The 24,702-nt window shown below is 71.1% G+C and carries 18 protein-coding genes; 7 read left to right on the forward strand and 11 right to left on the reverse strand.

Annotated features, from left to right (window positions below):
• Nucleotides 1–43: 43 nt before the first annotated feature.
• Nucleotides 44–1,321, reverse strand: a complete 1,278-nt coding sequence (locus AB0C30_RS11780; protein ID WP_357942316.1) for a serine hydrolase domain-containing protein — start codon at nucleotides 1,319–1,321, stop codon at nucleotides 44–46.
• A 117-nt stretch (nucleotides 1,322–1,438) separates the two neighbouring features.
• Complete coding sequence (locus AB0C30_RS11785) at nucleotides 1,439–1,807, reverse strand: VOC family protein (protein ID WP_357942318.1); 369 nt, start codon at nucleotides 1,805–1,807, stop codon at nucleotides 1,439–1,441.
• Nucleotides 1,808–1,911: 104 nt separating this feature from the next.
• On the opposite strand from AB0C30_RS11785, the gene AB0C30_RS11790 reads away from it, so the two are divergent.
• On the forward strand, nucleotides 1,912–2,781 hold the full coding sequence (locus AB0C30_RS11790) for a LysR family transcriptional regulator (protein ID WP_357943102.1): 870 nt from the start codon (nucleotides 1,912–1,914) through the stop codon (nucleotides 2,779–2,781).
• 134 nt (nucleotides 2,782–2,915) lie between these two features.
• On the opposite strand, the gene AB0C30_RS11795 is transcribed toward AB0C30_RS11790, so the two are convergent.
• On the reverse strand, nucleotides 2,916–3,077 hold the full coding sequence (locus tag AB0C30_RS11795; RefSeq protein WP_357942320.1) for a hypothetical protein: 162 nt from the start codon (nucleotides 3,075–3,077) through the stop codon (nucleotides 2,916–2,918).
• Nucleotides 3,078–3,132: 55 nt separating this feature from the next.
• On the opposite strand from AB0C30_RS11795, the gene AB0C30_RS11800 reads away from it, so the two are divergent.
• Nucleotides 3,133–3,603, forward strand: a complete 471-nt coding sequence (locus AB0C30_RS11800; RefSeq protein WP_357942322.1) for a hypothetical protein — start codon at nucleotides 3,133–3,135, stop codon at nucleotides 3,601–3,603.
• 31 nt (nucleotides 3,604–3,634) lie between these two features.
• Here the strand turns inward: AB0C30_RS11800 and AB0C30_RS11805 are convergent, their stop codons facing one another.
• From AB0C30_RS11805 to AB0C30_RS11820, 4 genes are read right to left on the reverse strand one after another with little or no spacing between them, the layout of a single operon-like run.
• A complete protein-coding gene (locus AB0C30_RS11805) occupies nucleotides 3,635–4,273 on the reverse strand; it encodes an alpha-ketoglutarate-dependent dioxygenase AlkB (RefSeq protein WP_357942323.1) in 639 nt (212 codons plus the stop codon).
• Entirely contained in the window at nucleotides 4,270–5,010 is a 741-nt protein-coding gene (locus tag AB0C30_RS11810; RefSeq protein WP_357942325.1) for a hypothetical protein, read from the reverse strand. Before AB0C30_RS11810 ends, AB0C30_RS11805 begins: the two co-directional genes overlap by 4 nt.
• Nucleotides 5,007–5,693, reverse strand: coding sequence for a 2OG-Fe(II) oxygenase (locus tag AB0C30_RS11815; RefSeq protein WP_357942327.1), 687 nt, complete (start codon nucleotides 5,691–5,693; stop codon nucleotides 5,007–5,009). The genes AB0C30_RS11810 and AB0C30_RS11815 overlap by 4 nt, the downstream gene beginning before the upstream one ends.
• Nucleotides 5,694–5,704: 11 nt before the next feature.
• Nucleotides 5,705–6,178, reverse strand: coding sequence for a methylated-DNA--[protein]-cysteine S-methyltransferase (locus AB0C30_RS11820; RefSeq protein WP_357942329.1), 474 nt, complete (start codon nucleotides 6,176–6,178; stop codon nucleotides 5,705–5,707).
• Nucleotides 6,179–6,285: 107 nt separating this feature from the next.
• Here AB0C30_RS11820 and AB0C30_RS11825 point away from each other — a divergent pair, with 107 nt between their 5' ends.
• Nucleotides 6,286–6,687, forward strand: coding sequence for a hypothetical protein (locus AB0C30_RS11825; protein WP_357942331.1), 402 nt, complete (start codon nucleotides 6,286–6,288; stop codon nucleotides 6,685–6,687).
• Nucleotides 6,688–6,698: 11 nt separating this feature from the next.
• Here the strand turns inward: AB0C30_RS11825 and AB0C30_RS11830 are convergent, their stop codons facing one another.
• Entirely contained in the window at nucleotides 6,699–7,262 is a 564-nt protein-coding gene (locus AB0C30_RS11830) for a TetR/AcrR family transcriptional regulator (protein ID WP_357942333.1), read from the reverse strand.
• Between the two features lie 68 nt (nucleotides 7,263–7,330).
• On the opposite strand from AB0C30_RS11830, the gene AB0C30_RS11835 reads away from it, so the two are divergent.
• The 4 genes from AB0C30_RS11835 to AB0C30_RS11850 all read left to right on the forward strand — a co-directional run bounded on the left by AB0C30_RS11835 (nucleotide 7,331) and on the right by AB0C30_RS11850 (nucleotide 11,580).
• A complete protein-coding gene (locus tag AB0C30_RS11835) occupies nucleotides 7,331–8,500 on the forward strand; it encodes an FAD-dependent monooxygenase (RefSeq protein ID WP_357942335.1) in 1,170 nt (389 codons plus the stop codon).
• Between the two features lie 176 nt (nucleotides 8,501–8,676).
• Nucleotides 8,677–9,555: a thiamine pyrophosphate-dependent dehydrogenase E1 component subunit alpha gene (locus tag AB0C30_RS11840; RefSeq protein ID WP_357942337.1), complete on the forward strand. Its 879-nt coding sequence runs from the start codon at nucleotides 8,677–8,679 to the stop codon at nucleotides 9,553–9,555.
• Nucleotides 9,552–10,532, forward strand: coding sequence for a transketolase C-terminal domain-containing protein (locus tag AB0C30_RS11845; protein WP_357942339.1), 981 nt, complete (start codon nucleotides 9,552–9,554; stop codon nucleotides 10,530–10,532). The genes AB0C30_RS11840 and AB0C30_RS11845 overlap by 4 nt, the downstream gene beginning before the upstream one ends.
• Entirely contained in the window at nucleotides 10,525–11,580 is a 1,056-nt protein-coding gene (locus tag AB0C30_RS11850) for a 2-oxo acid dehydrogenase subunit E2 (RefSeq protein ID WP_357942341.1), read from the forward strand. Before AB0C30_RS11845 ends, AB0C30_RS11850 begins: the two co-directional genes overlap by 8 nt.
• On the opposite strand, the gene AB0C30_RS11855 is transcribed toward AB0C30_RS11850, so the two are convergent.
• Genes AB0C30_RS11855 through AB0C30_RS11865 form a run of 3 tightly spaced genes read right to left on the reverse strand, consistent with a single transcriptional unit; the run spans nucleotide 11,554 to nucleotide 24,700 of the window.
• Complete coding sequence (locus AB0C30_RS11855) at nucleotides 11,554–17,022, reverse strand: amino acid adenylation domain-containing protein (RefSeq protein ID WP_357942344.1); 5,469 nt, start codon at nucleotides 17,020–17,022, stop codon at nucleotides 11,554–11,556. The two genes, AB0C30_RS11850 and AB0C30_RS11855, sit on opposite strands and share 27 nt — an antisense overlap.
• A complete protein-coding gene (locus tag AB0C30_RS11860) occupies nucleotides 17,019–23,219 on the reverse strand; it encodes an amino acid adenylation domain-containing protein (protein ID WP_357942346.1) in 6,201 nt (2,066 codons plus the stop codon). The genes AB0C30_RS11855 and AB0C30_RS11860 overlap by 4 nt, the downstream gene beginning before the upstream one ends.
• A complete protein-coding gene (locus AB0C30_RS11865) occupies nucleotides 23,216–24,700 on the reverse strand; it encodes a condensation domain-containing protein (RefSeq protein WP_357942348.1) in 1,485 nt (494 codons plus the stop codon). Before AB0C30_RS11865 ends, AB0C30_RS11860 begins: the two co-directional genes overlap by 4 nt.
• Nucleotides 24,701–24,702: the final 2 nt, after the last annotated feature.

The raw sequence follows: 24,702 nt of genomic DNA on the forward strand, positions 1-24,702 counted from the left end.
CGAAGTGCACACTCATTCCATGACCTGAATCACATTCGGGGCTTTACCCGGTTGTCTGGTAGGCGGTGGTCCAGAAGTCGCGGTGGAGGCGGGGCGTGTGGACGGAGTCCATCGCGCTCTGCGTCAGCAGGATGCCGACGAGGTCCTCGGCAGGGTCGGCGTACGCGGTGGTGCCGAGGCCGCCGTCCCAGCCGAACTGGCCCGGCGAGGCCAGGTCGCGGCGGTGGGTGCGGACCGCCATGCCGAAGCCGAAGCCGCCGTGCCGGCCGAAGTGGTCGCCGAAGGCGTCCTTCTCAGCCTTCTGTTCCGGCGTCAGGTGGTCCATCGTCATGAGCGCGACCGAGGCCGGGGAAAGGATCCGCTCGCCGTTCAAGGTCCCCTTGTTGAGCAGCATCCGGTAAAGCGCGTGGTAATCCTCGACGGTCGACACCAGCCCGTCGCCGCCGGCCTGGAAAACCGGCGGGCGGCTGTACTTCCCGCCTGCGGCCTCGTCCCAGACCACCGGTTCGCCGGTCTCGGGGTCGTGCGCGTAGCTGGTGGGCAGCCGGTGGATCTGGTCGGCGGGCACATGGAAGCCGGTGTCCTTCATACCGAGCGGCCCGAACAGCCGCTCGCGCGCGAACTCCTCCAATGACTGCCCGGTCACCCTGCCGACGAGCACGCCGAGCACGTCGGACCCGACGTGGTACTGCCACAGCTCGCCCGGCTGACGCATCAGCGGCAGTGTCCCGAGCCGCCGGATCCACTCCTCCGGCCCGAAGTCCGGCGAGGTGGTGTCCAGGCCGAGCTCGCGGATCGCGGTCTGGATCGGGTACGTGTCCGGCGGCGCCAGCACGACCCCGAAGCCGAAGGTGAAGGTCAGCAGATCGCGTACGGTGATCGGCCGGGCCACGGGCACCGTCTCGTCCAGCGGGGCGTCGATCCGGGCGAGCACCTGGCGGTTCGCGAGCTCGGGCAGCCATTCGTCGACCGGGTCGTCCAGCCGCAGCCGGCATTCCTCGACGAGGATCATCACCGCCGTGGCCGTGACCGGCTTGGTCAGCGACGCCATCCGGAAGAGCGTGTCCCGCCGCATCGGCTCGGCGCCGCCCACGTGCATCGTGCCCATCGCCTCGATGTGCGTGTCGTCTCCGAGGCTGACCAGCGCGACCAGGCCGGGAACCGCGCCGGACGCGACGTGGCCGCTCAGCACCTCACGCATCCGTTGCAGCCCCGCCTTGGACAGCTGGGCGCGCTGGTGCTCTTCCCAGCGTCCCTGGGTCTCCCAAGCGCCCGTGCTTTGCCAGTTGCCTTTCATGTCCCAGCTGGCGATCTTTGACATGTCTCAACGTCCTTTCGGGTATGTGTTCTTGCTCTGCGCACACGGCACTCAGTCCGGTGTGGATTGCTCTACTGGTCTTGCCGGGCTCTGCCGCATGCCTGGCCACGGCCATGGCGCTCAGGCGCCGGCCGGCGCCGCCCATTCGACGAGCCGGACCACGATGCCGTTGGGGTCGGTCAACTCGAACAGCCGCTCCGCCCAGGGCTCCTTGCGCAGCGGCACGCTGACGGCGGCCCCCTCACGCACGAGCCGGTCGTGCTCGGCGGCGACGTCGGTGACGGTGAAGGTCACCACGACCCCGGTCGCGGGCCGCTCTCCGGCTTCTCGCAGTTGCAGCACGATGTCGGCGGTGGTGTCCGGCCGGACAAGACAGGCATATGCCCCATTCGCCACCGACTCGTGAAAGCCCAGGTGGGTGGTGAAGAAAGCACTGGACGCCGCCACGTCGTCAACGTTCAGCGTCACCGCGGAAGCGATGATGTTCACGCGACCAGCGTGCCGCCAGGCCATCCGCGACGACAACGCCGGATTCGGTACCGTGCCTTAACCTCTCACTAAACAACGAACGGGGCCGTGCGGAACTTCGCGATATCGAGATCTTCCTGACCCTCTGCGAAGAGCTGCACTTCGGCCGTACGGCGGAACGGTTGCACGTGACGCCGGCCCGCGTGAGCCAGGCGATCAAGAAGCAGGAACGCCGCGTCGGCGCCGCCCTGTTCGAACGCGACAACCGCCGCGTGGCGCTCACCCCCATCGGACAGCAGCTCTTCGATGACCTCAAGCCGATGTACCGCGGGCTGCTAGACGGCATCGAACGCGCCGCCCTGACCGCCCGCGGCAAGTCGAACGTGCTGTGCCTGGGCATGGTCAACGAAAACCCCCAGGACCTGCGCCCGCTGTTCGACGCATTCAAGAGCCGCAACCCCGAATGCGACCTCCAACTCCGCTACGCCGGCTTCGCCGATCCCTTCAGACTGCTGCGCTCCGGAGACATCGACCTGCTGATCGCCTGGTTACCCGTCCGGGAGAGCGACCTCACCGTAGGCCCCGTCGTCTGCACCGAACCGGTCGTGCTCGTGGTCGGCCCCGGCCACCGGCTGGCCGAGCGGGAATCGGTGTCGTACGAAGACCTCGGCGACGAGATCGTCTTCGGCGGAGCCCGGCCGGACTACTGGCGCGACTGGCTTGTCCCCACCCACACGCCCAGTGGGCGTCCGATTCGGGTCGGCCCCACCGTCACCACCTCTGCCGAGATGATCCCCCTCCTCTCGAACGGCGAGGCCGTCTCACCGTGTTTCGCACACTCCATTCGCTACTACGCCCGGCCCGACCACATCTACGTGCCCATCCGCGACGCCCCCCTGGCCCGCTGGGCACTCATCTGGCGCACCGCCACCGAGACCACCCTGATCAGGGACTTCGCCGAGACCGCCCGTGACCTCGGCCCCATCGCCCTTTGAACCCGTACGCGCCCGTGCCGCCCCGGTACGCACGCGCTTAGGTCGGCCTGGATGACCAGCAGGTTCAGCCCTTCCGAGAGCCCAGCTCAGGCTCGGTTCAGCGGCTCATCGCGCGCTTCTCGACGACATCCCGACTACGCCGCCGGGCTGTCCGGCACCCCGGCCAGGCGATAGCCGGGTTGGGGTCGCTGGCCGCAGGGCTCCTCGGTCTCGATCGGCTCGCCGTCGCCGTTGAACTCATTGACAGTGGTCGGCAGGCGCCCCGGCTCGGCCGTGTCCTTGCGGCATCCGCGCAACCACCGGTGCGGGTTGTTGAATGGTGATCACCCGACGAGCGTTCTGGAGGATGGCATGGTGCTGATCGAGGCGGCCCCAGAGGCGTTACCGAAACAGCGAAGCAGGTGGCCGTTCTTCGTGTGCCTGGCGCTCCTCGCCTCCGTCGTCGCCTACGCCCTGGTGTTCAAGGTCCCCGAGTGGCGCAACGACGAGAGGCTGGCCCGGCTGGAGGAGCGGGTGAGCATGCTCCCGCTCCCAACAGACACGGAGCAAGGCGATCCCAGCGTGCAGGGCACAGTGGGTATTCAGTCCGGCAACAGCAATCATTGCGACTATCTGGTCCGCATGTCTCTGCTCACCAAGCTGCCGGACGCCGAGATCGCGCGCTACTACGAGTCCGCTGTGGTCGAGGGTGTCGAGGGTCGCGAGCTCTCCGGCACCGTGTACGTCAACCCGAGCGGATCATGGCGGGACGGGTATAAGGGCGTCATCGTGGAGTTCTTCGACGGATATCACGAAGCCGGGTTCGACATGCGCTGCCACTGACAGGACGCTGACGGGTTATGGCGACACTACGTCACAGACCGGTCACCCGCATGGTGATGTTGAGGCGGCCCGAGGTCAGGCCGGTGGCGGGGTCTCCGGTGCCCGGGTAGACCTTGGGGACGCCGTGGTAGGCGAAGCGGGAAGGGCCGCCGAAGACGAACAGGTCGCCGCTGCCGAGTCGCACGTCGGTGTACGGCCTGCCGCGCGTCTCCGTGTTGCCGAAGCGGAACAGGCAGTCGTCGCCGATGCTCAACGACACCACCGGGGCGGCGGATCGTTCGTCCTTGTCCTGGTGCATGCCCATTCTGGCCTGGTCGTCATAGAAGTTGATCAACGCCGTGTCGGGTGTGTAGTCGTCGCCGGGCTCGCCGTACGCCGCTGTGAAGGCGCGGCGGCCCAGGGCGACCATCCAGTCGGGGAAGTCGGCGACCGGGAGGCCGTTCACGTCGCCCGCCACGCGCGTGTACTTGTACGGCTGCCAGTGCCAGCCGACGCACACCGTCTGCACTGACATGACGCCGCCTCGGGGCAGTACGGTGTGCCGGATCGGCACCGGGCCCGCCGCCCACTCGCGGCACGCCCGTACCAGATGACGCTGCTCGTCGAGCGTCAGCCAGCTCGGCGCGTGCACGGCGCCTGGAGCGATCTCTCGCGTCGGGAGTGGGATCATGCCGGGTCCCGATGGATCAGGTTGCGGCTGATTCGCCAGGTGGTGCCGTCGATGTCCGCTCCGCGCATGCCCTCCAGTGTTCCAGGCGGGGCCAGGGCGACGGCTTGCGCGGTGGAGGCGAAGCCGAACGTACGGCCGGGGTCCCAGTCGGTGCTCTGCCGGAGGCGTTCGCTCATCCGGGCCCAGCCCAGTGGCGCCCCCGCCACCACCCACGCGTCCGGCGGGCCCGCCACGAACCGCCTGGCCTGCCGGAGCCACGACGCCGCCTCCTCCGGCCAGTCGACAACGCCCAGCACAATCCCTTCCCACGCGCTGTCCGCCTGAGGGCCGCTTTCCCACGCGGCGGCGAACGCCTTCGCGGAGAGGGCGGCGTCGCGGCCGTGACCGATCACGACAGCCGTCACGCGCGGCCGGGCCGCGGCCAGCAGGCCGAGCAGTCCGGCCAGCTCAGCCGCCGTATGCCCAGCCATCGCCCGTTCGGCCGCCGCCTGTTCGGTCTTCCATACCTGGTACGCCTGCGGCAAACACACCGCGCACGGCCGGTATCCAGCCGCGATGGCCGTCACCTCGTCCGCGAAGAACACCCGTTCCCGCACATACCCCCCACCCGAGATCGCCCGCAGGGCCGACGGGCAGTCCAGCCGCCCGTACAGCCGTGCCCGCCGATGCCCGCCCAGTGTCCCGGGCAGCACGCTGACGTACGGCCAGCCGTCGGCCCCGATCAGCGTGTACGTCACGAGGCGTCGTGGAAGACGAGGCCCAGCGTGTGCCGCAACCCCGAGCGGACCGTGCTGACCCCGTGCCGCACCGGTGACGCCGACCACCCGCGCGAGGACCGCACGGGCCGGTTCCGGGTGGTGAAGATCAGCCCGTGTCCCTGCGGCAGTAGGGTCACCGTCCCGCGCGACTGCGCCCGAGGGCGCTGCTCCACCAGCAGGAACTCGCCCCCGGTGTAGTCGTCGCCCGGCTTGTCGAGCCCGATGACCACCTGCAGCGGGAACACCAGGTCCCCGTACAGGTCGCGGTGCAGGGCGTTCCAGTCGCCCTCCTGGTAACGCAGCAGGATGGGCGTCGGCTTGGTCTGCCCGGCTTCGTGGCACATGTCCAGCCACTCGGCGAAGTCGTCCGGCCAGGGCGCGGGCTGCCCCAGGCGGGCGGCCCAGTCGCGGGCGATGGGCAGCAGGTGCGGGTAGAACGCCGCCCGCAGCTCCGCCACCAGCGGCGGGAAGGGCTCGCGGAAGTAGCGGTACTGCCCGCGGCCGAACCGGTAGCGCTCCATGTCGATCGTGGAACGGAACCGGCCGACCTCGCCGTACAGGTTCGCGATCTCCTTGCAGTCGGCCGGAGAGAGGACCGGCGGCGTCAGCGCGCAGCCGTACGCGTTGACCTCCTCGGTCAGGGCCGTCCAGTCGGCCTTCATGATGTCCTCCATCAGATGAGCTGCGGCTGCAGCGCGCCTTCGAGCGTGAGCAGCGCGTGCTTGCGTTCGACGCCGGCCGCGTAGCCGGTCAGGGAGCCGTTCGCGCCGACGACGCGGTGGCAGGCGCGGATGACGAGCAGCGGGTTCGCGCCGATGGCCGCGCCGACCGCGCGGATCCGGTCGCGTGCCACGCCGATGCTCGCGGCGAGCTCGCCGTACGTCGTGGTGGTCCCGTACGGGACGGCGTCCACGGCGGCCCAGACCCGCTCCTGGAAGGCGGTGCCGCCCGAGACGCGGTCCAGGTCGAAGGCCGTCCGCTCGCCCGCGAAGTACTCGCGGAGCTGACGCTCGGCCTCGGCGAACGCGCCAGGGTCCCGCCGCCACTCGGGGCGCACGGCACCACCGAACGCCACACGGGTCAGTACGGGGTCGCCTACGAGCAGGATCTCGCCCAGTGGGCTGTCGATCGTTGTGTAGATGCTCATACTCTCTACAACACCGCCACCAGCCAGAAAGTCAGCGGTTTTCGGACCTTTGGGCATACCGATGCCCGCACGTTCGCAGGCATGGACGGGGACGGTATGTTACGCGCGTGCTCTCCACACCGCGTCCGGACGACCGCGTCGCATCCGCCTTCCGATTCGCCACCGAGCTGGTCGCCTGGGTCGCGACTCCGTGGGCCCTGGCCGCCCATTCCGTGCCGCTGGCCGTGCTGTCGGTGGTGGTGCTGATCGGGTTGCCGACGCTGTTCTCCACTCCGGGTGACAAGCGGAATGTGATCGTCGCGGTGCCTGGGGCGGTGACGATCGCGCTGGTCGTTCTGCAGGTCGTGGCCGCCGTGGTGGCGGCGTGGGCCGCCTGGCACGTGTTCGCCGCCGTGCTGGTGTCCGTGCTGGCCGTGGTAACCGTGGTGCTGGAGTTGCCGCGCTGGCGGTGGCTCGTCTCAAACGCTCGCGTTCACGGCGCTGTTGATGATGGCGGTCGTGAACGGTGAGGGCGAGGCCGTCAAGGGCGGAGTCCGTCCAGCAGGACGGTGAGGTAGGCGTCGGTGAGTTCCCGGGACGGCGGCTGAATACGAGCGACCGCTAGGGCGGTCTGGCCGATCAGAGTCGTGATGATGGCGGGGTCGATGTCGGTGCGGACCGCGCCGTCGCGGCGTGCCCCGTCGATCATCTCCTCGACGGCGCGGACGAGGTCGGCGCGCAGGGCCGTGGTGGCGGGTAGGTCCAGGCCGCCTAGCTGGTCGTTGATGGCGTAGTGCGCGGCCTGGAAGGCGATCAGCTCGCGGAGGAAGATCCGCAGGGCCTGCGTGGGCGTGGTCTCGGCGAGGAGGTCGCGGGCATGCTGCACCACCGGTTCAAGGAGCCGGGACACAGCGGCGTCCAGGAGTGCGTCCTTGCCGCCGAAGGCGCGCACGACAGTCGCCGCCCCCAGGCCCGCCTTCTTGGCGATGGCCTCGACAGTAAGGGATACGCCCGGCTCGGTCAGTAGCGCGGTGGCCGCGTCCAGGGCGAGCCGGCGATTGCGAACGGCGTCGGCCCGGCGCGGGGGTTCAGCGGATGTTGACAACTGGAATGCTCATTTCACATAATCAACTGGAACGTCCATTTCAGTTATCGTAGCGCGAAGGAGTCCCCATGAACGAGCGGATCCTGATCTCCGGTGCGAGCATCGCCGGCCTGACCCTGGCCCACTGGCTGGCCCGGCACGGCTTCAAGCCCACCGTGGTCGAGCGCGCCTCGGCGCTACGCCCCGGCGGCAACGGGGTGGACGTGCGCGACAACGCCGTCGAGGTGATCGAGCGGATGGGACTCCTGCCACGGGTCCGCGAGCTCGCCACCGACGTACACGGCATGAAGTTCGTCGACGCCGCCGACCGGGCCGTCGCCCGGATCGACACCCGGGATCCGGGCTCCGTCGAGATCATGCGCGGCGACCTGGTGGCCCTGCTGCACGAGGTGACCGACGCCGAGTACTTGTTCGGCGACTCCATCCTCGGCCTGCGGCAGGACGACGACGGGGTGACGGTCACCTTCGAGCACGCGCCTGCTCGCCGCTTCGACCTGGTCGTCGGCGCCGACGGCATGCACTCCAACGTCCGCCGTCTCGCCTTCGGCACCGAAGAGCAGTTCGTCCAGTTCAAGGACCACTACTTCGCCTTCGCCGATGCCGACGCCTCGCTCGGTGAGGACCGCTGGGTGACGATGTTCAACACGCCGGGCAAGATGACCGGAATCTACCGATCCGGCAACCACGCTCAGGCCAAGGCGTACTTCATCTTCCGCTCCGCGCCGCTGGAGTTCGATCACCGGGACGTCGCCGAGCACAAGCGACTGATCGGCGAGGCGTTCGGGGACGACCCGTCCTGGCGGGCCGCGGAACTGCTCGACACGGCCCTGGCCGACCCCGACTTCTACTTCGACGCCCTTGGCCAGGTGCGGATGGACTCCTGGTCCAGCGGCCGCATCACGCTCGTCGGCGACGCCGCCTGGTGCGCGTCCCCCGCCTCGGGCGCGGGCGCGGAACTGGCTCTGGTCGGTGCCTACCGCCTCGCCGGAGAACTCGCCGCCGCAGGCGGCGACCACCGCATCGCCTTCACCCGCTACGACCTCGCCCACCGTCCGCTGGTCGTCAAGAAGCAGCAGATCGGTCCTAACGTCCGCCTCATGGTGCCCAAGACCGAAGGCGGCCGGTGCGTCCGCGACGTCGTCGCCCGCCTGCCGTTGATGAAGGCGATGGGCGCGGTGGAGCGCCGGGTGCAGGCCAGGAACGCCCGGCCTCTGCCGGAGTACGCCCCAGCCCGCTAGGTGGTGTGGCTGCGGTCGGGCCGGCCTGGCGGCTCAGGGCACGCCGGCCGCCGTCATCGGGGATATGCCCGAGCTTTGACGTCTACGGCCTTTCGGTTCGCCACTGAGTAGCCGTAGACGTGATATGTCGGTGTTGTATAGCCTTTCTGGAGGTTCTCCCGGGACTCAAGGGGCCTATGAACAGGCTGGCTGACGAGGACTTGGCGCTGCTGCTGCTGATCCGGTCCTTCGAACGGAAGCTGCTCGCGCTCTTCGAGCGGGGCGAGCTCAACGGCACCACCCACACCTGCCTCGGGCAGGAGTACGTCCCCGTCTCCCTGCGCCCGTTGCTCCGTGACGGTGACTGGGTCTTCAGCAACCATCGCGGTCACGGCCACTATCTGGCCCGGTTCGAGGATCCCGAAGGGCTGCTGGCCGAGATCATGGGCCGGAAGGGCGCCGTGTGCGATGGGGTGGGCGGCAGCCAGCATCTGCGCCGCGACCGCTACCTGTCGACCGGCGTACAGGGGCAGAGCATGCCGGTGGCCACCGGGGTCGCCCTGCACCTGAAGCGGCGCGAGCCCGGCGGGCTCGCCTGCGTCTACATCGGTGACGGTACGTGGGGCGAGGGGGCGGTGTACGAGGCGCTGAACATGGCGCAGCTCTGGCGGCTGCCGCTGCTCGTGGTGGTCGAGCACAACGGCATCGCCCAGTCCACGCCGACGGAGCTCCAGATGGCGGGAACCATCGCGGGGCGGGCGGCGGCCTTCGGGATCGAGCACACCCGGGTGACTAGCTTGGATATTTCCGAAATAAGGCGTCATCTCGCGCCTTTGGTGGAGACGGTCAGGGGTGGTGCGCCGTTGGTGGTGGAGTTCGCCACGCACCGCCTCGGACCGCACAGCAAGGGCGACGACACCCGCCCGCCGGACGCCGTACGCCCCGACTGGTACGCCGCCTACCAGGCCGACCACCCCGACCAGTCGGCTCGCCTCGAAGCGGCGGCCCGCGCCCGCATCGACGTGATCGCCGACGAAGTGGCTGCCAGACCCCCAGCCGTCTGGACGTCCGCGTGAGGGTCGGTGAGAACCTCAACCAGGCCCTGCACGGCCTGCTCGGCGACGACCCCGGCGTCTACGTGCTCGGCGAGGACCTTCTGGACCCCTACGGCGGCGCCTTCAAGATCACCCGTGGCCTGTCCACCCGCTTCCCCGACCGGGTCCTGACGACGCCGCTGAGCGAGGGCGCGATCGTCGGCGCCGCCTCCGGCCTCGCGCTGGCGGGGGAGAAGGCCGTCGTCGAGATGATGTTCGGCGACTTCGCCGCGCTCGCCTTCGACCAGATCGTGAACTTCGCCACCAAATCAGGTTCCATGTACGGCCGGCGCGTCCCGATGCCGCTGGTCATCCGCTGCCCCTCGGGCGGCAACCGCGGCTACGGCCCCACCCACAGCCAGAACCTCCAGAAGCACTTCATCGGCGTGCCCGGCCTCTCGCTGTTCGAGATGTCGCCGTTCCACGACAACCGCTCCGTCCTCGACCGCATGCTCGCCCTGGAAGAGCCCTGCCTGCTCTTCGAGGACAAGGTCCTCTACACCCGCCGGATGTACGAGGTGGACGAGCTGTTCTCCTGGGACCTGGTCGAGGACGTGGCCGTGGTGCGATTCGACGGCGACCTCGACTACGCGGTGATCGCCCCCGGCGGCGTGGCGCACCGGGCCATCGCCGCCATGCGCACGCTGCTGCTCTCCCACGACCTCGCCGGGGCGCTGCTCGTCCCGTCGCGCCTGTACCCGTTCGACCCTTCCGCGCTGCTGCCGCTGCTCGGGCAGGTGGGGCTGGTCTGTGTGGCGGAGGACGGCAGCGCGGGCGGCACCTGGGGCAGCCACCTGGCCGCCGACCTGCACACCAGGCTGTGGGGCTCGCTCCGGCGGCCGATCCGCCTGGTCAGCTCGGCCGACAGCGTGATCCCCACCGCCTCGCACCTGGAGCGTGCCGTGGTGCTGCAGGACAGCACGATCAGCAGGGCCGTACTGGAGGCGCTCGATGGATGAGATCCGGGTCCCGAAACTGAACAACAACGACTCGGAGTACACGCTGCTGGAGTGGCTGGCGGCCGACGGCGCGCGGGTGTGGCGAAATGACCCGCTGGTGACGCTGGAGACGTCCAAGGCGGTGGAGGAGCTGGTCAGCGAGCAGGACGGGGTGCTCACCCAACTCGTAGGGGCCGGCGCGTCATGCGCCCCCGGCCAGCTGATCGCCCGAATCGGCCCGAAGCCGACCCTGCCCGATGCGGAGGAGCCGGTGCCCGCCGTCGAAGGCGGACCGATCATCACGGCACCGGCCCGCGCGCTGCTGGACGAACTCGGCCTCGACCCCGCGCTGGTGGCCGGGCTGGAGGTCAAGGTGGTACGCCGAGCCGACGTGGAACGGCTCGCGGCAGCACCTCCCAAAAGCGGCCAGGCCCACACGCTCTCCAACCACCAGCGCGCGGTCGCCAGAACCGTGACCCTGTCGCACCAGACCATCCCCGCCGGATACACCGCAATAAAAGTAGACGTGACCCCGGCCCAGAAGACGGCCCGAGCCCTGACCAGACGGCTACGCAAGCTGATCGGCCTGCCCGACCTGCTCATCGCCGCCGTCGCCCGGCTGCACGCCGACTTCCCGATGTTCTTCGCCGAACTCCTCGACGACAGAACTGCCCACATCCCCGACCAGCCACGCGTAGGCGTCACGATCGACATGGGCGCCGGCCTCTACGTGCCGGTGATCCGCGACCGTCTGGCCGTACCGGACATCGCCGACCGCCTGGCCGAATTCCGCGGACTCGCCCAGCACGGCGGTTTCACCGAGGCCCACCTCACCGGCGGGAACATCGTCGTCACCCTCCACCACGACGCCGACATCATCATGGCCATTCCGATCATCTTCCCTGGCCAGACCTGCGCCATCGCCCTCACCTCACCGCAGCCGGACGGCGAGCGGATGGCAGCGGCGATCGGCCTGGCCTACGACCACCGGCTGATCAACGGCAGGGACGTCGTCCTGTTCCTGCAGGCGTTGAAGGAGATCCTAGAGACTGCGCCCGAGGGCCTGTAGTCCGACCAGGTCGTCGGGGGTCGCGTCGGCGCTCTGGTCGAGCAGGCCCGGCAGCCGCGACCGCAGCGCCACCGCCGCGAGCACCGCTATCGCCACGGCGAACAACACGTACATCAGCCCCACCCCGCGCCCGGCGCCGGTGCCGATGAGCGCCCCGACGGTCGGGGCGAGCGGGCCGCCGGGGGCGAGCAGGGGGTCGAACACCGCCGCCCCGTACGGCGCCACGAGCCCGAAGCCGAGCGGCAGTGTGGACCAGGCGATCAGCGTGTTCAGCGCGAACACCCGCCCGTGGAACCGCTGCGGCACCTTCACCTGCACGATCGTGGCGTAGACACCGTTCAGCAGCGTCAGCCACAGCGACATCCCGAACGCCCCGATCCCGATCGTCACCAGATCCGCCCGCAACCCCGTGACCAGGCAGAACACCGCCAGCGCCAGCGTGCACCACAGCACCGCCCGCATCCGCCCCCGGCTCGGGCCGCCCCAGGCCGTCATGGTCAGACCGCCGAGGAAGACCCCCAGCCCGGACACGAACGAGATCCGGCCCACGTCCTGCAGCGTGCCGAAGGAGAGCACCAACGGCGAGATCAGCAGGAACAGGGGGGACAGGAAGACGTTCAGCACCGCGAAGTAGAGGAGCATCTGACGGAAGCCCAGGTTGCCCCAGGAGTAGCGGAACCCGGCCGCCATCTCCGCCAGCACCGGCTCCTTACGGCGCCAGGCCATCGCGGCGGGGAAGCGCACGAGCAGTGTCACCCCGATCGCGAACACGTAACTGGTCACGTCGAGCACCAGGATGCCCTCCAGCCCGATCACGGCCATCAGCCCGACGGCCGCGAGGGGGACGAGCAGCTGTGTCATGCCACCGGCCATCTGGACGATGCCGTTGGCGTGCCCGAGGTACCGCTTGGGGACCAGTTGCGGCACCGCCGAGGTGTAGGCCAGCCGCTGGAACGTCAGCGCCACCGACAGCAGCGCGAGGAGCGGATAGACGTGCCAGGTCTGCAGGTTCCCGGTCCAGAGCAGTGTTCCGAAGACGAGCTGGGTGCCGACGGCGGCGGCGTCACCGCCGAGCATGACGGCCCGCCGGTTCCCGCGATCGACGATCGCCCCCGCCAGCGGCGCCACCACCATCCCCGGGACCAGCCCGACCACCGACAGCAGGGCGAACTGCGCCAGCGAGCCCGTGGTCAGATAGATCCAGATGGGGATGGCGAACCCGGTCAGCGCCGACCCCAGAAGGGACACCAGCTGACCACTGGCGACGGCCGTGAACCGCTTCATGCTCGGCTGCGGGCCGGTCGCGACGGCCGACACCCCGCCCCGCGACACCTCCCGCACCCGCCAACTGGCCCCACTCACCGCCGCCGCGCCGCCTGAGCTCACCGCCTCCGCATCACCCGGGCTCGCTGCCTCCGCGTCGTCTGAGGTCACTGCCTCCGCACCGCCTGACGCGATGGCAACGTGGGTACGGGTGACGATCTCGGCGAGCTCCGCCGCCCGATATTTCAGGAAGAAGTGTCCGGCCTCGTCCAGCTCCACCACGGCGGCCGTGGGCGTGAGGAAGTGCCACTCGCGGTACCGCTCCTCGAAGTACTCGGTCGCCGGATCGTGCTCTCCCGCCACGCTGACGATCGGCGCCCGCAGCCGCTCCACCGAGCTCGCGAACAGCCCGGTGAAGTACTCCTCCGCGGCCTCGCTGTCGCGCCGCATGTTCCTGATGATGTGCCGCGCCTGCCCCGGCTCCAGGTCGCCCATGTCGAGCCCCATGGACATCAGCCAGTTGACGTAGCTCCGGTCGCTACGGAGGAACTCGCGCCGGGCTAGCTTGGACAGCAGCGCCATGGGCCCCTTACCAGGGCGGGCGAAGGGGTAGATCGCCCCGATGTACACCGCTTCGAGCTCGCGGCCCGCCGCCTCCAGCCGTCGCGCGATCTCGACGACCAGGGCCGACCCCACGCCGCAGTGCCCGTACAGCGCCACCGGTCCGCGTACCTTCTCCTGGATTTCACTGACGCACCGGGCCGCCACCTCGTCCAGGGGCAGCCGCTCCTCGTCCAGGCCGACGTCGTGGCCGGGGATGGACACCGACCACAGGGCGTAGGTCGCGGGCAGGGCGTCGGCGAGCGGCTGGTAGACCACCGCCGCGCCGCCGCCGTACGGCACGCACACGTAGGTGAGCTCGGCGGGAGAGGTACGGCGCGGCGTCAGCTCGTGCAGGAGCCCGCGCGAGGCGGTGGCGGTGCCGTCGACGAGCGTGGCCAGCTCGCGGACGGTCGGGTGCTTGAACAGGTCCACCACGGCGATCGGCGTGGCACCGGGCGGCAGCGCCCTGCGCAGCCTGGCCACCACCTTGATCGCCAGCAGCGAGTGCCCACCCATGTCGAAGAAGTCGTCGTCCACTCCGAGATCGGCCATGTCGAGCGCCTCGGCCCAGACCGCGGCGACCAGGCGCTCCGCCTCTGTGGCCGGGGGGACGCGCCGGCCCGGTTCCGCGCCGTCCGCCGATGACGTGGGGGCGGGGAGGCGGCGCCGGTCCACCTTGCCGTTGGCGGTCAGGGGCAGCTGGGGGAGGGGGACGAAACGGGTGGGGATCATGTACGCGGGCAGGGTCTCGGCGAGGTGGCCGCGCAGGCGGGTCGGATCCACCTGGCCCACCACGTACGCCACCAGCTGCGCCTGCGTGCCCGAGCCGTGGGTGGTGACCACGCACTCGGTCACGTCCGGGTGGCGGGCGAGGTGGTTCTCGATCTCGCCCAGTTCGATGCGGTAGCCGCGGATCTTCACCTGCGCGTCGGCGCGGCCGAGGAACTCGATCGTGCCGTCCGCGGTGTAGCGGCCCAGGTCGCCCGTTCGGTAGAGGCGCTCGCCGGTGCGGGGGTGGCTGATGAAGGCGGCGGCGGTGCGTTCCGGGTCACGCCAGTAGCCGGTGGCCACGCCGACGCCGCCGATGTACAGGTCACCGGGTACGCCGATGGGCACGTCACACCGGCCGCGGTCCAGGATGTGGAAGGACTGGTTGGCCAGCGGACGGCCGTACGGGATGGACGACCAGCCCGGCTCCACCTCGCCGATCGGATAGCTGATGGACCAGATCGAGCCTTCGGTGGCGCCGCCCAGGCTGATGATCTCGGCCGCCGGGGCGAGGGCGCGGATCCGGTCGGGGAGCGTCAGCGGGATCCAGTCGCCGGACAGCAGCACCAGGCGCAGCGAGCTCAGGTCGGTGCCTTCGTGCTCGGCGTGGTCGACCAGGAGCTCCATGAGGGCGGGGACCGAGTTCCAGACGGTGACGCGGTGCTCGGTGACCAGGCGGGCCCACGCGGCGGGGTCCTTGTCGGCCGACGGCTCGCCCATGACGAGGGTGGCGCCGACGGCCAGGGCGCCGTAGATGTCGTACACGGACAGGTCGAAGCTGAGGGCCGACAGCGCGAGGATCCGGTCGTGCGGGCCGACGTGGAAGCGGTGGTTGAGGTCGCGGACGGTGTTCAGGGCGGCCTGGTGCTCGATCATCACGCCCTTCGGGGCGCCGGTCGAGCCCGAGGTGAAGATCACGTACGCGAGGTCGTCGGGCGCGGCCGGGCAGTCGGGAAGCGTCAGGGGGGTAGGCGGGCGAGTCAGGAGGGCCGACGAAGGGGAAGGCAGGGGAGTCACCGAAAGGCGGGTCACGTCGGCGGGCCAGGTCAGGCCCAGCCCCGGCTGGGTCAGGTCCAGCCACGGCTGGGTCACCGCGACCCGGCACTCGCCGCGTGCCATCAGCTCGAAGCGCCGCTGGTCCGGCAGATCGGCGTCGATCGGCAGGTACGCCGCCCCGGCCATGTTGATGCCCAGCACCGCCACGACCTGCTCCCACCCCCGCTCCATCACGACCGCGACCAGCTCCCCGCGCCCGACGCCCGCCGACGTCAGCTCGGCGGCCAGCAGCCCGGCCCGGCGGGCCAGCTCCGCGTAGGTGATCTCGCCGCCGGGATGGGCCACCGCGACGGCGTCGGGTGAATGCGGCACCCGCTCCTCGAACGGGCGGTGCAGGAGACCGGGGTCGCCGAGGTCGAGCCCGGTGTCGTTCCACCGCTCCCGCTCCTCTCGCTCCGGCGCGGTGAGCAGCTCGATCGTGGAGACGGGGGCCGACGGGTCGGCCACGATCCCGTCGAGCAGGGCGGCGAAATGCCCGGCCATGCGCGAGATCCGCTCGGCCCCGAACAACGCGACGTTGTACACGAACAGGAACGAACCATCGCCCCCGGTGTACAGCTCCAGATCGAACCGGGTGGCCCACACCCCCGGCGAGAACCCCTCCACGGCCAGCCCACCGGACGACGGCTCGCCGCCGTAGTTCTGCATCGCGAACAGGACCTGGAACAGCGGCGACCGCGACACCTCCCGAGGCACGTTCAGCTCCGACACCAGCCGCTCGAACGGCAGCTCCTGATGCGCGTACGCGTCCATGGCCAGGTCACGCACCCGGTGCAGCAACCCCAGGAACGACGGATCCCCCGACAGATCCACCCGCATCGCGAGCATGTTGATGAAGCAGCCGATCAGCCCGTCCAGCTCCGGCAGCGACCGACCGGCCACGGGGGAGCCGATGGCCACGTCCTCCTGCCCGGCGTACCGGCCGAGAAGTGCCGCGAAGGCGGCCAGCAGCACCATGTACGGCGTGGCGCCGTGCTCCCGCCCCAGCCGCTCCAGCCGCGCGACCAGCGCGGGGTCGATGGTGAACGAGTGCGCCGCGCCGAGGTAGGTCAGCTCGGGCGGTCGGGGGAAGTCCGTGGGCAGCTCCAGCGGCGACAGCCCGGCCAGCCGTTCCCGCCAGTAGGCCACGTCGGCCGCCTCGCCGGGCCGCTCGCGCTGCCAGGCGGCGAAGTCGCCGTAGGTGACGGGCAGGTCGGGCAGGGGGTTCCGGTCGTAGCCGGTCAGGAGCTCGCGGAGCAGGATGTTCGCCGACCAGCCGTCGGCGGCGATGTGGTGGACGGCGATGGCCAGCACGTGGTCGTCGGCGCTCAGCCGTACCAGCAGAGCCCTGATCACCGGCCCGGTCACCAGGTCGAACGGCTCGGCGAGGAAGCTGTCGACCAACGCCCGTGCCTCGTCCACGTCGTCGGCGGCGGCCACAGTGAGCGGGACGTCGGAGGCCGAGACCGTCACCGTGGGCTGTCCGTCGTCGCCGACCGGGAAGCGGGTCCGCAACGCCTGGTGCCGGGCGGCGACCTGGTTCAGCGCACCGGCCAGCAGGGAGGCGACGAGCGGGCCGCGCAGCCGCCGCACGAACGGGACCGTGTGCGCGGGGTTCCCCGGCGCGTACTGCTCCATGAACCACAGCCGCTCCTGCGCGTACGACAGCGGCGGCGCCTGACCGTCCGGCAGCGCCGGAATCGTCGGCACGCTCTTGCGCCGCCGTAACCGCTGGGTCAGCAGCGCCCGCTGGGCCTCGGTCAGCTCGGTCACAACGCGTCCTCCGGGTCGAGCATGCTGCGCGCCTGTTCGTCGGACAGCCCGGCCACCTCCGCCACCAGCGCCTCCTCGACGGCGCGCGCCAGCTCGGCGACGGTACGGCGGGCGAACAGCGTACGGATCGGCAACTTCACACCCGCGATCGCCCGCAGCCGGGCCGCCACCCTGATGGCGAGCAGCGAGTGCCCGCCGAGCGCGAAGAAGTCGTCGAACGCGCCGACCTTGTCCGCGCCGAGCACCTCGGCCCAGACATCGGCGACCAGCTCTTCAGCGTCCGAACGCGGTGGCGTGGCGTCGGTGGCCGCTGCGCGGCCCGGATCCGGCAGCGCGCCCCGGTCGAGCTTGCCGTTCGCGGTGAGCGGCAGCGCGTCGAGCACCACCCAATGAGCGGGGACCATGTACGGCGGGAGCCGCCCGGCCACGTGGTCGGCCAGCTCGGCCGTCTCGCCCACGACATAGGCGACGAGCTCGCCGTCCCTGGCGACCACCACGGCCTGCCGTACGTCCGGATGCGTACGCAGGCAGTGCTCCACCTCGCCCGGCTCGATGCGGAAGCCCCGCACCTTGACCTGCTCGTCGACGCGCCCGAGGAACTCCAGCAGCCCGTCGGGACGCAGCCGCACCCGGTCTCCGGTACGGAAGTACCGGCCACCGTCGGGCAGCCGGACGAAGCGCTGGGCCGTCAGCTCGGGCGCGCCGAGGTAGCCGCGGGCGACGCCGGGTCCGCCGATGTACAGCTCGCCGGGGGCGCCGGGGGGAGTGGGCGTGCCGTGCGGGTCGAGGATCCGGACCGTGGTGGCCTGGATGGGGCGGCCGATCGGCGGGTGCGGGTCGTCGCCGGTCAGGTCGGCGGCGGTCGCGACGATCGTGGTCTCGGTGGGGCCGTAGGTGTTGACCAGGCGTACCCGGTCGCCGAACCGCCGCCGCCAGCGGGCCACGGCGGTGGCGTGCACCTGCTCGCCGCCGATGACGACCAGGCGGAGGGCAGTCGGCCAGGCGATCTCGTCGATCAGGTCCACGAGGTGGTGGAAGTACGCCGTCGGCAGGTCGAGCACGGTGACGTCGGGCCGTTCGGCGAGCAGGTCGGGGAGGGTGGCGCCGCCGTCGGGCACCAGCACGACCGTGGCGCCGGTGGTCAGGGCGGGATAGAGCTCCTCGGCGTGGGTGTCGAAGCTGAGAGAGGCCAGCTGGACGACCTGGTCGCCGGGGCCCAGGCCGTACTCGTCACGCATCCACCGGACCCGGGCGGCCAACCCGGCGTGCTCGACCGCCACGCCTTTGGGGGTGCCGGTGGAGCCGGAGGTGTAGATGACGTAGGCGAGGCCCGGCGCCTGAGCGCGGGGATCGTCCACGGCGGTCAGGCCGTATGCGGCTGCCAGGTCGTCCGCGGCTCTCCGGGCGTCCGAGACGACCGGCCCGGTGCTGCTCGTGGTGGTCAGGTCGTCCGGGACGATCAGGCGGGCGCCGCTCATGGCGATCATGTGCTGCAGACGGACGGACGGATAGGCGGGGTCGAGCGGCAGGTAGGCGGCTCCCACGCGCCAGATCGCCAGCATCGCCACCACCGCGTCGACCGACCGGCCGAGACGGAGCCCGACTATGTCGCCAGGGCCCGCGCCGCGCTGGGCCAGTTCGGTGGACAGCCGGGCCACCCGCTCGGCCAGCTCGCCGTAGGTCACGCTCTCGGACCCGCAGACGACGGCCGTCTCACCGGAGTGCGCGGCGACGGCCGCCGCGATCATCTCCGGCACGCCCGGCTCGATGGCCCCCTCGCCACCCGCTTCGATCATCCCGTTGCCAACGTCGCCGCCGGCCGAGGCGATCAGCGCCGCATCGGCCGCGGTGAGCACCGGCAGGGCCGACACGGGGGCATGCCGGTTGTCCGGGTCGGCGATCCGGCGTAACAGCACCGCGAACCGCTCCGCCAGCCCCGCCACCGTCTCCGCGTCGAACAGCCCCGCGTCGTACCCGAACGCCACCCGCAGCCGCCCCGGCGCCTGCCACGCCTCCACCACCAGGTCGAACTTGGCCTGCCGATACCCATCGTCGAAGTACGACATTTCCAGACCGTCGGCGAGCCGATCCCGCTCCCCGTCGGCCGGCTGGCTGTTCAGCGTCAGCATGGTCTGGAACATCGGCTTCCTGGTGATGTCCCGCTCGATGTCCAGCTCCGCCAGCAGCCGCTCGAACGGCACGTCCTGATGCGCCATCGCCTCCAGCACCGTCCGCCGCGTCCTGGTCAGCAGCTCGTCCAGCGTCGGATCGCCCGACAGGTCGCCGCGCAGCACCAGCGTGGTGCTGAGGTAGCCGACGATCGGCCCCAGCTCCACCCGATCCCGCCCGGCGGTGGGCGAGCCGACCATGATGTCCGTCTGCCCGGTGTGCCGCGTCAGCAGCACCTGGTAGGCCGCCAGCAGCACCATGAACAGCGTGCTCCGCTGCCGCCGCGCCGTCGCGTCCAGCGCCTTGGCCAGGTCGTCGGGGATGTCCAGCAGGTGGAAGTCGCCGCGCGCCGGCCCCGGCGTGCGCGGGCGGTCGGTGTGCAGCGCCAGCGTGGGCGGATCGGCGAGGCGTTCCCGCCAGTACTCCAGTGCCGCGCTCCCGTCCTGCTCCCGCTGCCAGCGCGCGACGTCCCCATGCTGTACAGCCAGCGGCGCCAGGCCCTCCGACCCGGCGTACAGCCTGGCCAGGTCGTCCAGGAGGACGGTGATCGACCAGCCGTCGGCGATGATGTGGTGCAGCACCACGCACAGCACGTGGTCGTCCCCGCCCAGGCGGATCAGCGTGATCCGGAGCGGCGGTGCCACACCGAGGTCCAGGGGAGCGTTGGTGCGGGCGGCGACCAGCGCGCTGGCCTCCGCCTCGTCACCCGCGTCGAGCAGTTCGACGTCGGCGGGCCGTCCGGCGTGCTCCACGACGGCGACCGGGCGCCCGTCCACCTCGGGAAAGCGTGTGCGCAGCGACTCGTGCCGGGCGAGCAACGCGGTCAGCGCCCGCCGCAGCGCCTCGGGATCGAGGGGGCCGCGAAGCCGGCGCACGATGTACATGTTGTACGAGGCGTCATCCGGATCCAGCCGGTGCAGGAACCACAGCCGTTCCTGGCCCGCCGACAGCGGGGGCAGCGTTCCGGGCGGGCGCGGGGCGAGCGAGAGGCCAGGGGCCTCCGGCAGCCCCTCCAGCGTCGCCGCGAACCCGGCCACCGTCGGCTGCCCGAACAACGTCCGCAACGGCACCGTCGTCCCCGCCGCCGCCAGCTTGGCGATGACCTGGGTGGCCAGCAGCGAGTGCCCGCCCAGGGCGAAGAAGTCGTCGTCCGCGCCGACGTCGCCGATCCTGAGCACGTCGCCGAAGATCCTGGCCACCTGCCGCTCCCGCGCGGTACGCGGCGGGCCGCCCCGCCCGGCCACCGGCCCGGCCGGCTCGGGCAGCGACAGCCGATCGACCTTGCCGTTGGGCGTCATCGGCAACGCGTCCAGCACCACCACGACGCCGGGGACCATGTAGGCGGGCAACCACCCGGCCGCGTGTTCGAGCAAGTCGGTGGGGCGGTCCGGGGTGGTCGCCACCTCCGGCGTGGTCGCCTGGTCCGGCGTGGTCTCCACGTAGGCGACCAGTTCGTCCCCGCGGACGACGACGGCCGCCCGCCGTACGCCCGGATGTGACTCCAGCGCGGCCTCGATCTCGCCCAGCTCGATCCGGTGCCCGCGCAGCTTCACCTGTCCGTCGCCCCGGCCCAGGAACTCCAGGGTGCCGTCCCCGAGCCACCTGACCCGGTCGCCGGTCCGGTAGAGCCCGTCCGCGAAGCGCTCGGCGGTCGCTTCCGGCCGGCCCAGGTAGCCGAGCGCGAGCCCGGCCCCGCCGATCGCGAGGTCACCGGGTACGCCGATCGGCACCGGTCGGCCGGAGCCGTCGAGCACGTGGACGCGGGTGTTGGCGATCGGCCGCCCGATGCTCACCCGGCCGGGCTCGGCGGGGACCTCCCAGGCGGTGGACCAGATCGTGGTCTCCGTCGGCCCGTACATGTTGAACAACCGCGCCACCCGCCGCCGCAGCCGCCTGGCCAGGGCGAGCGGCAGCGCCTCGCCGCCCGCCAGCGCCACCAGCCCGGAGGCGTCGAGCCCGGCGGTGAGCAGCATGTTCCAGCCCGAGGGGGTGGCCTGGACGTGTGTGACGCCCGACGCGGAGATCAGGTCGGCGAGCGCGGCGCCGTCCCGTACGGTCTCGTCGTCGGCCAGCACCAGCCGACCGCCGGTCACCAGCGGCAGGTACAGCTCCAGGCCCGCGATGTCGAAGGACAACGAGGTGCTGCCCAGCCACACGTCCGCCGGGCCGGAGCCGAGCAGGTGCTCCATCCCGGCCAGCAGGTTCACCAGCGCCGAGTGAGGCACGACCACCCCTTTCGGGCGGCCGGTCGAGCCGGAGGTGTAGAGCACATAGGCGGCCGACCCGCCATCGGGCCCGGCGGCGACGGGGCCGGGGTCGGCAGTCGGGAGCCGGGAATTGTCCAGCGTGAACCGGGCGCCCGAGTCCGCCAGCATGTAGGCCACCCGGTCGGCCGGCAGCGCCGGGTCGATCGGCAGGTAGGCGGCCCCCGCCAACAACACACCGAGCAGGGTCCCGGGCAGCTCCACCGACCGCCGTCCACGGACCGCGACCACGGATCCGGGCCCCGCGCCGCGCTCCCGCAGTTCCCCCGCCACCCGTACGGCCTGGGCGACGAGCTCCGCGTAGGACAGGCGGCGGTCGCCGCACGAGACGGCGATCGCGTCCGGCCGCAGCTCCGCCCGCCGCATGACCAGGTCCACCACGGTCGCGGCCGGCACGTCCAGGGCGGTGCTGTTCCAGGTCCGGTCGAGCAGCTCGCGTTCGGCGGCGGGTAGCAGGTCCAGTTCCGACAGACGAGCCTCGGGAGCGGCGACGATCGAGGCGAGCAGAGTCTGGAAGCGGGCCACGAGCCGGGTCACCGTCTCCCGGCCGAACAGCTCGGCGCTGTAGAAGAGCGCCCCGTGCCAGCCCTTGCCCGACGGCCAGAGATCCATCCGCAGGTCCACCATGGCCGGCGGCGCCCCGTGCGGGAACGGCAGGCTCTCCATCCCGGCGAACGACTCCGCCTCCGCGTATCCGACAGCCGAGTTGTGCAGCGCCAGCATCGCCTGGAACAGCGGCGTACGCGACAGGTCCCGCTCGATGTCGAGCGCGGACAGCACCCGCTCGATCGGCACCTCGCGGTGCGCCATCGCCTCCAGGACGGTCCGGCGGGTACGGCGCAGCAGCTCGCTGAACGGCGGATCCCCCGACAGATCCCCCCGGAGCACCAGCGTGGAGGCGAACAGCCCGACCATCGGCTCCAGCTCCGGCCGGTCGCGTCCGGCGGTGGGCGAGCCGACCACGATGTCGTCCTGCCCGGCATGCCGGGCCAGCAGCACCTGGTAGGCGGCCAGCAGCACCATGAACACCGTCGAACGCTCGGCCCTGGCCAGCCGGGACAGCGCGCCGACGAGTTCGGGCGGCAGGTCGAAGTGCACTTCGCCGCCCGCGCTGCCGCGCTGCGCGGGACGCGGCCGGTCCGTGGGCAGCTCCAGCGGCGTCGCCCCGGCCAGCTTGGCCGTCCAGTAGTCGGCGTCGGTGTGGGAGACCCGCTGGGTGCCGGCGTACTCGGCGTAGCTGACGGGCAGGTCGGGCAGCGCGGCCGGTTCGCCCTCCGTGCGGGCGAGGTAGTAGGCGGCCAGGTCGCTCAACAGCACGTTCAGGGACCAGCCGTCGCCGATGATGTGGTGCAGCACCACGCACAGCACGTGGTGGTCGTCCGCCAGCCGGACCAGCGTGATCCGCAAGGGCGGGGCGGCGGCCAGGTCGAAGGGCGTGTTGACCCGCTCCTCCAGCAACCGCACGACCTCAGACTCGTCCGGCTCGACGCCTGAGGGGTTGCCGGGGACTACCGGATCGAGGACCACGAACTCCACCGGCACCTCCGCCCCCGGCGGGTCGATCACCGCGATCGGCAGCCCGTCCTGGTCGGGAAACCTCGTACGCAGCGACTCATGCCGCGCCACCACATCCCCGAACGCCCCGGTCAGCGCCCCGACGTCGAGCGCCCCCCGCAACCGCCGCACCGCCGCCACCCGATAGGCCGCGTCCGACGGATCGAGCCGCTGCAGGAACCAGAGCCGCTCCTGGCCCAGGGAGATCATGGCCGCAGCCCGCCGATGGCCGCCGCCACCCCGGTGATCGTCGGATCGTCGAGGAACACGTCGAACGGCACCTCCACCCCGAGCCGTTTCCTGATCCGCGCGCTGATCTGCGTGATGGTCAGCGAGTGCCCGCCGAGGTCGTAGAGGTCCTCGTCCGGCGCGATGTGGTCCATCCGCAGGACCTCCATCCAGATCAGCCGCACCTGCTCGACCAACTCCGCGTCGACCTCGTCATGCGCGGGCCCGGCATCCGGCGGCGCCTCCAGAGCGATCTGGGGAATGACCTGGGGGACGGCCGGGAGCAGATCGGCGAGCCGTACGTCCGGATTGTCGGCGACCGCGCGCAGTACAGCCCTGAGGTGGTCCCCGGCCAGCTCGACATCCCGCCGGGGAATGACGTCCGGGCTGTAGTGCAGCGTCAGGTGCAGCCCGTCGTCGCCGTCGACGGCCTGGAGGTGGAGCGCGTTCCTGACCGTATGGCTGGACATCTTCCACTCCACCGACAGCTTCAGCCCGGGGAAGACCTGTTCGGGCGCGCGCCGCCGGAAGCTGATGGACACCGGCGCCAGCGCCACTCTCGGCTTGATCCCGCCCACCGCCCTGGCCACGGGCACCTCGCGGAAGGCGTTCAGCTCGCGCAGCTCGCTCCGGACGCCCAGGGCCAGCTCACGGAAGGAGCCCTCGGCCGAGAACGACGCGAACACCGGCAGCTCGGTGGCGAACAGGCCGATGTCGTCGCGGGTCTCATGGGTCCGGGTCGACATGGCCACGGCCACAGGCGTCTCGGCGTTGCCGTATCGGTGAAGGAGGGCGTGCACGGCGGCGAGGAAGACCTCGAATCCCGTCACACCGGATAAGTCGGGCATGTCATCAGTCAGGGTGAGCAGGACGGTCTCGCCGCGCTCGGCCAGCCGCGGCGATCGCGTCACCCCGTTGATCACCACCTGCGGCACCTCGCGCCAGCGCGCCCGCCAGTACGCCTCCGCCTCCGGCGACGGCTTCTCCTCCGCCCCGTACGGCATGGGCAGCGGCGGAAGCGGCGCCCCGGAGTAGGCGGCCGCGAGATCTCGTACGAGCAGATCCTTGGACATGCCATCGAAGACCAGGTGATGAGCCACGAACAGCAGCAGATGCCGCGACGACGAGACCTCCGCCAGCGTGAACCGGGCCAGCGGCCCGGCGGACAGCTCGAAGGGCCGCGCGATCTCCCGCTCGATCAGCGCCTCCGGGTCCGGCTCCACGACGAACGCCACCGGCGGAAGCTCCCTGGCGGGCACCAGGTGCAGCACGCCGTCGCGCTCCTCGAAGGCGCGGCCCAGCACCGGGTGCCGCGCGAGCACCGCCCGGCACGCCGCCAGCATCGCCTCCCGCTCCAGCGGTCCGTCGAACCACATGGCGAACGGCATGTGGTACGCCGTGCCAGTGCCGTGCAGCACCTCGGTGATCCACATCCCGTGCTGGGCCTGTGAGGCCAGGACCATGC

This window comes from Nonomuraea sp. NPDC048901, assembly GCF_040649695.1.
Classification (GTDB): domain Bacteria; phylum Actinomycetota; class Actinomycetes; order Streptosporangiales; family Streptosporangiaceae; genus Nonomuraea.